At 33.5% G+C, this 13301-nt stretch carries 5 protein-coding genes; all 5 read left to right on the top strand.

What is annotated here, in order from left to right; translation table 11 throughout:
- Window positions 1-9 precede the first annotated feature (9 nt).
- The 5 genes from LJE08_RS00075 to LJE08_RS00055 all read left to right on the top strand — a co-directional run bounded on the left by LJE08_RS00075 (window position 10) and on the right by LJE08_RS00055 (window position 13269).
- The gene (locus tag LJE08_RS00075; protein WP_227402003.1) at window positions 10-2586 is read left to right on the top strand and encodes a hypothetical protein; all 2577 of its coding nucleotides are present in this window, start codon (window positions 10-12) and stop codon (window positions 2584-2586) included.
- A gap of 398 nt (window positions 2587-2984) precedes the next feature.
- Window positions 2985-3185, top strand: coding sequence for a hypothetical protein (locus LJE08_RS00070; protein ID WP_227402002.1), 201 nt, complete (start codon window positions 2985-2987; stop codon window positions 3183-3185).
- 380 nt (window positions 3186-3565) lie between these two features.
- On the top strand, window positions 3566-3787 hold the full coding sequence (locus LJE08_RS00065) for a phage tail tape measure protein (RefSeq protein ID WP_227402001.1): 222 nt from the start codon (window positions 3566-3568) through the stop codon (window positions 3785-3787).
- Window positions 3788-4263: 476 nt separating this feature from the next.
- On the top strand, window positions 4264-5643 hold the full coding sequence (locus tag LJE08_RS00060) for a hypothetical protein (protein ID WP_227402000.1): 1380 nt from the start codon (window positions 4264-4266) through the stop codon (window positions 5641-5643).
- 252 nt (window positions 5644-5895) lie between these two features.
- The gene (locus LJE08_RS00055; protein WP_227401999.1) at window positions 5896-13269 is read left to right on the top strand and encodes a hypothetical protein; all 7374 of its coding nucleotides are present in this window, start codon (window positions 5896-5898) and stop codon (window positions 13267-13269) included.
- The last annotated feature ends 32 nt before the right edge of the window (window positions 13270-13301 follow it).

Here is a 13301-nt window from a genome sequence, read left to right as displayed (position 1 = left end):
GTTGATATTATGGCAAATTATGGTTCGAAAACCATTACAATCAATGTAGATTGCAACACATCTCAAGCAGAAGCAAAAGTAACTAGTCTTGCAGATAGTGTGAAGCGAATTGAGAAAAACGGAAAAATACATTTAACTGCTGAAGTAGATAAATCAAATTTAAGTCAACTTGATAGTTTAGTTAAAGATAAAAAAATCAAAGTTGGTTTAGATGCTGATAATTTAAAAGATTTAAAAAGCGGTTTAAACGATCTTGTACAGCATCCAAATTTATATAAGTCTGTTGAAAAAGATATATCAAGATTGACGGCAAGTTTAAAAAATCGTACTCGTGGTGTTTTTGATGATTTAATTAGTGGCGAAAATTCTAAAGAATTGGACAGTATAACTAAAAAAATTCAAAAACTTTATGCCAATCCTAAAAAATTTGCTAATGGAGATTATGAAACAACTTGGTTGACTAAATTAAAAGCATATATGCAACGCTATCAGGATTTAAATGGCGATATGGATGCAACTTTTACATCTCAAGGTGGTCGAAACAAATCTGCTAAGAGTATTGTTAATGATTTACAAAACAGTAAAGCGTATCAAGGATATGATATCGGACAATACTCAGAAATTATGAGCAAGCTTGAGTCGACATATAACAATGTGATTCAAAAAATAAAACAATTACGCAAACAATCTTTAAAGGATTTATCTCCTGAGAGTATGGAAGAATTGTTGCAAATGCCTAAGTTTGATTATAATTCATTAAATGAATTTTATACTAAGGCTATTAAACAACAGTTAACAGCAAAGCAAAATGAAGTCAAACCACAAATTAGTGTCGAACAGATTCGACAAGAATTAACTACTGCTTTAATGGATATTCCTGTCACTTTGAAGGTTGATGATGAAATAGCTCGAATTAAGTCTTCCCTAGCTACTATTCAGGTGAACTTAAACTGTGATGATGATATTGCAAGGATACGAACTCAAATTGGCTCGACATTTGTTAATTCTTCTGAGAAGACAATTACCAAAAAGAATCAGGACAATGACAATCTAACTAATACAGGTATGCAGATTAAATTATCTGTTACGCCATCTGTTGATTCGGTTAAAAAAAGCATTAAGTCTATACCTAAAAGTAAGACAGTTAGCATCAACATTAAAACTGGCGATTCATTAAAAAATCTTAAACAATTAACACAAGGACTGAACGATTATGATTTACAAGGTACAATTCAAAACCTTAAATCTATTGGTCAGTCCTTTAATTATGCATTTAAGAATGTTAATCAAGCTGCTAATGCACCGATGAAGATTCTTAAAGATATGAATAATGAAGTTCTACGTTTAAAAAAGAATTTAAATGAAGTTGGTGTTAAGAAATTTTCTGATTCTAAAACAATGAACAAACAACTTGAATCATATAAGAAACAGGCTGTTACCGAAGCAAAAAACGCTGCAAACGAAATATTGGAAGAGGCTAAACAGCATCTCAGCGATGCTAAGAAAATTGAGAAGCGAAATGAAAAACTCGAAGCTAAGAACACTAAATTAAAACAAGATGTAACGGATTTAAAGTCCAAACATAAAGAGGAGCTTACAACTCTTAAAGAAGGTTCTGGAGAAGAAGGTTCATCTAAAAAATGGAGTGAAGCTAATTTTAAAAAGCTTGATAACGCTAAAGAAATTTTGAAAAATTACAAAGCAAATGGTTACAACGTAATTAGTGATGTCAAGACAGAACTTGATGAATGTCAAACGAAGGCAGAAAAAATCGTAAATACATTTAAAGATAAACAACTTGGCGATTCATTAACCAATGATGAGCGTATGCAATTGTTAGATTTAGATAGAAGCTTGAATACGATTCAAAAATATAAAAAAGCTGAAAATCTAATTTTAAACTCTAATGGCGAGCTACTTCAAACTCAAGCTAAATTTAAAGAAGGATTTGGCAATGCAAGTGATGTTGACAAAATTAATGCTATTACGAAAGCTTTAAATGCCGAAGGAATTGAAGCCAAGAATTTAAAAAAGGTGAACAGTCAAAAAGATATGTACGACTACACAACACGGGTTGGCGACAAAGAGGTTACTCAACGTGCATATTTAGATAGCGTTTCTCCGTCTTCAACAAAAGCAGGTGTTCGTGTTGCAACACGAAAAGTTGAACAATATCAAACTGCTGGTGAAAAATGGTTATCTGGATTTAAAACAAAATTTCAAAACCTAGCGCAATATATTGCAGGTGCTGAAATTCAGAACCAAATCTTAGCGCAAGTAAAACAAGGCATTAACTTTGTTAAGGAATATGATTCTGCTTTAACAAATATTGGCATGACAATGCAGGCAACACAAGGTCAGTTGCAAAACTTAGGCAAAGAAGCAATCAGTACAGGACAAGAACTAGGAACTTCGGCTACTGATGTAATTGATGCTGCAAAGATTTATGCCAATGCTAACGAGACTACAGAGTCTGTATTACAAAAATCACAAGCAACCATCAAATTAAAGAATGCTTCTGGTCAGGATATTAGTACGGTCGCCGATCAGGTGCAAGGAGTTAACGATAGCTCATATGTACAGTAATGTGCATACAAGAATATATCTAATTGCAGGTAAAGGGTAAAGCTCTACCCCACAATAGTCAGGAAACTAGACTATGAAGGTGCGAAAGCAGAAAAAACGTAGAGATGATATATGGTCAAAAACCTAAGTATTATAACAATCCCAGATCTGCAGCGAAATTCCTAAAATATATTTTATATATTATGGAAGACGTTCAACGACCATCCCCTTTATAGGGTTATTTTTTTTATAACAACAGGAGTACGGCTCAAGTGAGTGGGTGAAAATCCCTTAAATGGAAAAGGTATACCCCTACTCTATTAGAGAGGGTGAAGAAATGGTCTAATCTTATGTGAAAGCGTAAGCTATATTTGGTGTAACGAACCAAATCAATATAATGTATCAATCAGTTTGATGGAATGGAAGGTCAAGAGACCAGAATTGTCAATTCATTAGAAAAAATATCTGCTGGTCTTGGCATAGACTTTGCCAAAGGAATTAATATTATGAGTGATGCGACCCAAACTGCGGGTAGTGTTGCTAACGAAGCTGGATTAAGCTTCGAAAAATATGCTGCGTCAGTCGGTAAAATTTCCGAAATGACCAGATTAGAAGGTTAAGTTTGAGCCTTAATACATAGCAATATGTATTTAGAATGTATCTAATTGCAGGAAATGCCTAAAGCTCTGCACTACAACAATCAGGAAACTAGATTGTGAATGTTTGAAAACGTAGAGATGTAACAATGGCGAATCTGCAGCTAAGATCCTAAGTAAGTATAACTTATATGGATAAAGTTCAACGACCATCCCCATGTCGGGCTATAGACTAGAGAATAAATATCTATAGCAATAGGAGTACGGCTTAAGTAAGTATGTGAAAACATTTAAATGGAAATGGTACACTCCTACCCTATTTAGGTAGGATGAAGAAATGGTCTAATCTCATATGAGAGTATGAGGAATTTAATTCGCAAGAAGTAACGATTCTTGTAAATACAATGTCAACTATAGGTAATGCCTATAAAACAATTATGGCTAGAATTAGCCGTAGTAAATCGGCAGATAGTGATGTATCTGACGCAGATCGTTCAAATGCCGCAAAAGCTTTAGCGTCAGTTAATATTAGTACTTACGATAATAAAGGTAATTTCAAAGATTTAGAAGAAATCTTGGATGAGTTATCAGGTAAGTGGAAAAATCTTTCTGACGCACAACGTTAGTTTTAATATGCCCTAAGTCAATAGATATGGATATATTAATGAGCGTCCTATATTGGTAACAATATAGTGCAACTTGGTGAACCACGTTTATCCAGTGGGTGTACATATAACGATTAAGTAATTATAGGAAATGATAATTAATATATGTGCTAACAGGGAAACCTACAGTCTGAAAAGATATGGCAATCCTGTGCTAAGGCTATTTATATAGCAAAGTGCAACGACTAATTAGTAAGGTGGATATGGATACCATTTGAAGTGCCAAGCATCCCTATGGGATGAAGATATAGTCTGCGATATTATGAAAATAGTATACATAGTGAACTATATTTCAGAACAAGCAGCGGGTATGAATCTAATGCTCGCTTCGTATAGTAATATACGATAAGAAAAAGTAGCTCAAAACAGAGAAACTCCAGAAGTGGACAACTCTGTGGGTAAGATTTGATTAATTAAATGATTAAAAAGGAGAAAACATGAGTGTAAAAAAATATACATATGAACAAGCAAAAGAAGATTTTGAAAAAAGAGGATACACATTATTAACACCAAAGGAAGAATATAAAAATAGTACTCAAAAACTAGATTATATTTGTCCTATACATGGCAAACAGCAAATTAGTTATTATCATTTGCGTGAAGGTAAAGGATGTATGTTATGCGGCAGAGAAAGAACTCGTCAGGCTTCGTTGAAGCCTGATTTTTATTATCAAGAAATAGCAGAACAAAAAGGTTTTGAATTTATTGGAGTTGAAGTCGTTGATGGTGTTAAATATGTAAAAATCATTTGTCCTAAGCATAGAGATATGGGTGTTCAATTTGTACAAACTCAAAACTTGCGAAGAAATAAAGGTTGTAGGTATTGTGCTGGTCAAATGCCAATTATGGAACAATTAAAACAAAAGACGTTTGTTCAAAAAGTTTATGATGTATTTAAAGATACTGTAACTGTTGTGAGTCAATATGTACGACAAACAGAAAAGGTTGCGTGTATTTGCAATATTCATCACGAAAAAAATTATGTTTCCCCATCTAATTTAGTTAGGGGTTATAATGGGTGTCAACAATGTAGAAAAGAACATTTACATACTGCTAACACAAAAAGTCATGAAATTTTTGAAAAACAAGTACACGATTTGAATCCTCATATTCAATTATTGAGTAGATATGATGGGATACAAAGTAATATGAAGTGTTTTTGCACATTACATCAAAAAGAATTTGAAAAATCTGCGTATCGATTGATTCATGGAAAATCTGGATGTGACGAATGTTATAAGGAGGATATTAGAAATCGTATGGGAAAAGGCGATGAAGATTTTGCTAAAGAACTAGCAATAATTCATCCTGAATTAGAAATAAAAAGTCCGTACATTAATCGTAGTACAAAAATGAAATTCCATTGTACTATACATAATTATGATTTTGAAAGTGCTCCTTGTGATATTTTAAACCGCTCTTCCTGTTGTCCAAAGAGTCAAAGATTTATCAAAGAAAAAGAAGTCGGCGATATGTTAGATTCTTGGGGTATAAAATATATACCGCAAAAATCTTTCCAAGAGTGCAAAGATGTTAATGCATTACCTTTTGATTACTATCTAACTGACAACAATATTTTAATTGAATACCAAGGAGAACAACATTATAAGCCAGTAAAATTTGGGACGCAAAATTTTCAAGAAGCACAAGATAAATATGAATATACAAAAAAACATGATGAAATTAAAAGGCAATACTGCGAGTCCAAAAACATCCCATTGATAGAAATTCCATATTGGGAGTATGATGATTTACAATATTATCTCTTTGATCAACTTGTTAAATATAATGTAATCCAAGAAACAGGTGTGCATTAGCACATTTGTTTCTATTTTTATTAATTAATCAAAATCCCGCAACGACCACACTTATATAAGTAATTATATAGGATATGCTACTCCCCTACTCTTTTGAGGGTGAAGGTATGGTCTGAACTCACGATATAACTTAAAAATGAAACGTGAGAGTTAGGATTAACGTCCTAACCGCTATGTTATTACATAGTTAATTACCTACTAACAAGGTAAAGTAACAGAAAGGTTAGAAACATCAACACATTCAAAGCATTGATGAGTACTTGGGGCGAATCCAAAGAATTAGCTCAAAGCGCATTGGATGACACAAACTTCATAGATGAAGTACAAGACAAATACATGGATTCTGTTGAAGGAAAATTGAATCATGCAAAAGCTAACATTCAAGATTTCTTCAATACAATTATTAGTGCTGGTAATATTGGCACTGTCGTAACTGGCTTTAATGGCATTACTGGTGCTCTTAACGCTATGATTAAAACAGCGCAGAAATTACCAGGTATTGGTAATACAACTGCAAAAGTAATGACGGGATTTATAGGAATTGCGAGCAGTGGTTTGTTAAATAGCTTAACTAAAGCTAACAACGAATTAAAACAAGATAATGATTTAAAAGGAAAATACGGCATTTTTGATGTTTTTAAAAAAGCCGGTAGTACATTCAAGGCTGATTTCAAAACATTAGGGACGAAAGAGAATGCAGAAGGTCGTGAAAATGGTCTTTTTGGTATTTTTAAAAACGCATTTAAAGATTATAAAGCCAATGCCAGTGAAGTGGTTCAAGCAAATAATCAATTAGGAAATAGTTTGAGTAGTTTAAACAATAATTGGAATGCAACAAAAAGTGCTGTTAGTGCCACTTGGAAATCTATGACTGGATTTAGTAAAGTTCTTACTGGCATCGGAGCTGCAATGTTGGTTTGGGAACTTGGCTCAAAAGCGTTTGATTTAATGACTACGTCTGCTAAAGAAGCAGAAGAAGCGGTTGGCAAAGCAAGCACAACTTATAAAAATCAAACATCGGCTTTAAAAAAGAATAAAGATGCGGTTGTTTCAATTCAGGATGAATGGTCGAATTTATCTAAGGGTGTTAATACAAATACCAATGAAAATATATCATTGACATCTTCCGAATACGAAAGATATTTAGACTTAAATAAGCAAATTGCTAGTATTATACCTGAGACAATTAGTGGTTATGACGCTCAAGGAAATGCAATATTAAATCTTAAAGGTAATGTTGAAGCTTTAAATGAAGCTTTAGACAAACAAGAATCATCTCAGGCATTATCTAGAATCCAAAAAAATGCTGAAGCATATCAAAAAAATTCGCAACATGTAAATGGTACGTCTGGATGGTGGAATGAGTTTGCAACTTATTTATCTAAAGGATGGGACGGAATTAAAAAGGGCAGTGGTTATTATTATGATGAAATCTATGGTAATCAGAAAGCTTATAACCTCTTAAAAGAACTATCAACATACACTACAAAAGATGATTTTGATAAAGTTAAAAAATTATTTGAGAATGGTGTTGATGGTAATTTTACTGAAGCCTATGATTCTAAGAAATATCTACAAGGTATGTTTGGAAATATTCAATCATACGAAGATTGGCAAAAGGTTTTAAAATCTGGCGATTTGCAGACAGGAATGGCTAAACAACAACAAGCCATAAAAGCAACTGCTGCTACAAATAAACAATTACTGAATGATTATATAACGACTTTAACTAAAGGTGATGGAGAATTTAGTAAGCTAAGTGATGACGTATCAAACAACATTGCTACTCTGTTAACAAAAACAAATGCTAAAACAATTAATAAATTAGCTTCTGAAGATAATGGATTACAAAACTATGCTCTTAAATATTTTAATAAAATTGGAAAATCGAAAAAAGCACAAGATGCATTGTCTAATTTATTAGGTATTGGAGACGAAACAGACATTAAAAAAATCCAATCAATTTTAGAAAATGATTTAGATACGTTGTCGAATACTCTTGGAGTTGATAAAGACAAGCTTGAAATACAATTAGATTTAAAAGGTGCAAATGATGCGGTTAAAGCTGTAGAAAATGTCTATGATAACGCTAAAAAGTTTGAAAAGACTCAGAAAAAATCTGAAAAATCTTCTAAAAAAGAGTTAACTGCAAAGAAAAGATTGGGCAAATATATTAAAGACAATGCTTTACATACGGCTGATCAATTAGAGTTGTTAAATCAGTGTGTTCAAAATGCACAATCATTAGATGAAGCTTTTAGACAATATGAAACTCAAAAATACAAAGTTGAAGTTGATATGACAAGTCTTGATGACTTAAAGGCTAATCTAACTACTGTTAAAGAAGAAATTGATGCCATTAATCAAGCTAAAACTGATTCAAATAGTTCGAGTGGTATGACGCTTGATGATATTCAAAAAGTCAAGGATGCCTACTCTTCTCTTGAAGGATATGATTATAGCAAGTTATTTGAGCAGACATATTCTGGAATGCATTTGAATGCACAAGAATTATCTAAATTACAAAGTCAATACGAGAAAACAGAATATGGGAAATATACTGACAAGGTTACTAATCTTCAAAAACAGTACCAAGGGCTTTGTGCTGCAATTTCTAGAACTTCAGATGCATCTGAAAAGTATAGTTTAATTAAACAAAGAGATGATATTTCTGAACAAATCAACCAAGCTAAAGAATACCAATCAGTATTTGAAGGTATGACAAATTCAGTCACTAAGTGGCAGAATGCTCAATCATATTCTTTAACACAAGATATTGGTTCAGGATATGAGGATGCTAAGAAATTGTTTGATGAGGGTTGGATTGGTGATGAAAAATTCCAAGCTTATGCACAGTTATTCACTAACAAAGATTTGTCTGGTTCTACTTCGGACGTGTATGAACAAGTGTTTGCGCAAAATGAAGGTCGAATGCAACGCTATTTTGCGGAAGGCAGACAAGGTGTTAATAACTTTATTCAAGACATAGCAAAAACTGTTCCTGAAGCAAAGGGATTGATTGACGAAGCTGGTAATGTTGACTGGACTAAGATGCCTTCAGTTAAAACACTAGCAAAAGCTATGGATCTTGATAAGAGTTTAGTAGACGCAATGTTTAAAGAGATGAACCGTGCAGGAGCAGACTTAGATTTTTCTGAAGAGGCAGATAATCTTCGTGAAATGAGAGATGCAGCAGTTAGCGCAGGTCAAGCATTTAGTTCTTTGGATCAACTTGATCCAGATAAAAAATTAATGAATAGCGACAAGCTTTCTCAGGAACAAAAAGATTTTAAATTTGATTTGAATGCTACAGGAGATTCATTAGATGACCAAATTGAATCAGCTCGTAAGTTAAGAAAGGCTCTTGTTGAAGCTTATCAAGAAGGTTCTGACCAAGTGAAGGCATTTGATGCACAGCTTGATTATCTTGAAGCAAAACGAGGATCAGAAGCTGAACAACTAAAACAAGATACAAGAGTTGATGCTCAAAACGCAATTAACAAAGAGCTTAACAGAAAGCAGAAAAAGAAAGGAATTAAAAAGAAAGACAGAACCCAAATGGATGTTGATTGGGATTCTGCAGATGCTTCTTATTTCCAATCTCAAGCAGATAAACTGCTAGACGCAATTAGTGATAAAAAAGGAAATATCAAAATTAAGTTATCTGACGAAGGCGGAGAACAAGCTTTAGCATTACTGAATGAAATCCAACAAAAAGAATGGGAGCTAAGTGATAGCAATGTAAAAGTACATGTGGACACTAGCCAACTGAATACAAACCAACAAAAGATTGTGGAAGGTTTTGGAAACATTCAAGAAGCTGCAAATAATTTACAGAATTTACAAAATAACAAAAAGCGTGGCTTACCTGTCAGCAAGAAAGCAATTGAAGAAGCTCAAACAAATTTGCAAAAAGAAATCAATACTTTTGTAGCTAAACAGCCTAAAGCTGCAGGACAATTAAATCTTAGCAAAATCAACGGCGATCTAGGCAATAAAAAACTTAGCAAGCAACAAAAACAGGCTCTTCAAAAAGAGATTAACAAATATGCTAAGAATGTTACTTCAGGCTCTGCTGGTGATTATCTGTCTAAGATGGAAATCAAAAAGAGTGCTTGGCAGGATACTAAGAAAAGCAAAAAGAAAGATAAAAATACTACTGTTTTAACTCAAGAAGTTAAGGTTAAAGGTAAAGATAAAGTTGATAAGTTAAAAAAAGAAATCAATAGTATTAAAAATACCGATGTTAACCTTAATGTAAAAGATTCAAGAGATAAGGATTCAACAAAAACAGAAACTAAAAAGCCACCAAAAAAGGAAACGCAAACAAAAACAGAAACGCAAACAAGAACTAAAAAAGCTGAAAAGGTCGTTTCTGCTTATAATGATTTTGATGATTTAAAATTATCTGAAAAACAACAAAACGTAGTGGTTAAATACATTGCCGACCATAGTGACATTGATAGATATACGCCAGAAGAAAAGCAAGCTATTGCTGAGTATCTAGCTGGCCATACTGATGTCGACAGTTGGATTCCTGCTCAAAAGGAAGCAGTTGCAAACTTTATTGCTCATCACGAAAGCGTAGATGCTTGGACACCAGCAGAAAAACAAGCTTTAGCAAGATATTTATTAAATAGTGATCAACCAGATAATTATCAACCGGGTGGAAAAGATGCAATCGTTACATATGACAAAAACAGTACTGCTGTAGATACATATAATCCACCTGATATAGTTCGAACGGTTACGTATACAATACGTACTATCGGAGATGCGATAGGAAAAATATTTGGTGGAGGTCAATTAAATGGTACTGCACACGTTAATGGTACTGCATATGCTAATGGAACTACTGGCAATTGGGGTGCAAAACAAACTGAAACTGCCCTTGTAGGTGAAGAAGATCCTGAGCTTCGTGTTGATTCACGTACAGGCCGTTGGGAGCTATTAGGTCAAAACGGTGCTGAGTTTAGAAAAATTAACAAAGGCGATATCATATTTAATGCTAGACAAACAAAGGATTTGTTCGAGCATGGATATGTTAATGGTAGAGGCAAAGCTTTCTTAAATGGGACAATTAGCAGAGCTGCTTCCCTATTCAAAACGAGCGATCAAGCTTATGTAAACGGAACTTGGGGTGGCGGTAGATGGAACATCTATACTGGAGCTTCAAATAGAAAGCCAATTATTTCGACTGCTAGTAACGTACAGCAAGCAAAACAAGCTGCCAAACAGACAGCTGCTGCTGCAGCATCAGACGCAGATAAATTCCTTGAAACAATGGATTGGATTGAAATCAAAATTAAACGTTTAGAGGATGTAATTAGCGATTTAGATGCAAAGGCTTCAAGTGCATACCGTAAATTCAGTGACCGTAATAAAACATTAGGCGATGAATTTACAAAAGTAACTGAAGAAATTCAACTACAACAAGATGCTTATAATGCTTATTTGCAAAAAGCAAATTCTATTGAATTATCTGAAGATTATAAAAACAAAGTTCGTAATGGTATGTTGTCTATTGAAGATATTACTGACGAAACGTTAAAAGATAAGATTAGCGAGTTTCAGGAATGGTTCGACAAATGCAAGGACTGTGAGTATGCTCTTCAAGATTTAGAAGATAAGCTTGGTGATATTGTTAAGACAAAATTTGACAATATAAATGATGAATTCTCTTCTCAATTAGAAATCATTGAACATGAAAATAAATTATTGGAAACTCAATTAGGTATTATTGAGGGAAAAGGCATGTTTGCAGGTCAAAATTATTTCACATCAATGATGAAAAAACAAGAAGCATATGTTGAGAAATTACATGATCAATATATGAGTCTTTCAGAAGCAATGTACGATGCTCTTGATTCAGGTAAAGTCCAAGAAGGAAGCTCTGCCTACTATGAAATGGTAAAAGAAATCAACGGTGTTTCTGAAGCATGGTATGAAGCTAAAAAGCAGTTAGTTGATTATAAAAACGAAGCCTATGAAATGGATTGGTCTATTTTTGAAAAAGGCATGGAGTATTTTTCAGATATCACAGACGAATCGGAATTCTTGCAAAATATTTTACGTGTTGGAGATAACGATATTTTTGTTAAAGAAACTGGTCGTTTTAATGATAAAGGAAATGCTATTAATTCCCTTCATGCTATGAACTATGGTGCTTATATGGCAGAAGCCGATAAGTACAAAGAAAAAATAGCCGAATTAAATGCTGAAATTGAAAAAGACCCTTCTAACACTAAGTTGATTGATAAACGCAATGAGTATATCAAACAACAACGTGAAATGATTCAGAATGCTAATAGTGAAAAGAAATCTATCCGTGATTTGACAGAAGAATCCTATAACAAAATGCTCGATATCCTTCAAAAACTTATTGATAAGCGCAAAGATTTCTTGCAAAATGAAAAGGATTTATATCAATATTCTAAAGATATTGAAGAACAAGTTAAATCAATTACTGATTTGAAGAAACAATTGAATGCTCTTGGTGGTGATGATTCTGAAGAAACTCAATCTAAGGTTCAAAGTTTAAAAGACCAGTTGAAGAAAGCTGAATCAGACTTAGAAGGGTCAGAATACGATCAGTATATTACCGACCAAGAAAAATTGTTAGACAATTTGTATACACAATACGAAGAAGTCCTAAATAATCGCCTTGACAACATCGATGGCTTATTAACAGATGTCATTAATCATGGAAATGAAAATTCAGAAAATGTCAGACAAACAATTACAGAAGCTTCTGAAAAAGTCGGCTATGATGTAAGCGAAGGCTTTAATAGAATTTGGAATTCTACTGATAATGGTGTTGGACGCATTCTTTCTGAGTACTCTACGAACTTCTTATCATCTATGTCTACTATTACTGAATACTTACTATACATCTTCCATAAGATGGGTGGTAGAACTAAGGAAGAGGCAGAACAAGATAGACTTAAAGCGGAAGCCGAAAAGAAACGTCAAGAAGAATTGCGTAGACAACAGGAAGAAGCTAAAAAGCAACAACAAGCTCAACAACAAAGTCAGAAAAATAATATCAGCCAAGATACGATTGCAGGCATTGCGGCTGCTATTTGGTGTGAGGGCAACTCTGGTTGGGGTAATGATCCATTCCGTAGTGGTAAGTTAACTCAAAAGATTGGTGCAGAAAACGCACGTAAAGTCCAAGATTATATTAATGCACATGGATATAATGGTGATTTGTATAGATATTGGATTAATAATCTTGGTGGCAACGCAAGTCGATTCCACTACTCTGCTTTCAAGACTGGTGGATATACTGGCAATAATGAAGGTTTTGCTATGCTTCACGCTAAAGAACGTGTATTAAATGCAACGCAAACCAAAGCGTTTGAAACATTAGTAAATGATTTCTTACCTGACGTTAGCAAAGAGCTTGAAAAATTAAGAGCATTTAGCTTAGATGGTGTGACGAACAAGTCAATGAATAACAATATCAGTAATGATATTAATCTAAACTTAAGCTTGCCAAATGTATCAAATGCAAATGACTTTGTTAAGGCTATTCAAACGAATAGAACATTACAACAAGTTATTAAAGCAATTACCATAGATGAAGCTATGGGTAAAAATACATTAAACAAATTTAAATACTAGCTAGGAGGGATTAACTTCCCTCCTCTTTTTTT

The organism is Holdemanella sp. DFI.5.55, assembly GCF_020593575.1.
Taxonomy (GTDB): domain Bacteria; phylum Bacillota_I; class Bacilli_A; order Erysipelotrichales; family Erysipelotrichaceae; genus Holdemanella; species Holdemanella hominis.
The sequence above is the reverse complement of the archived record's forward strand: the minus strand, read 5'-3'. Positions and strand labels throughout refer to the sequence as shown.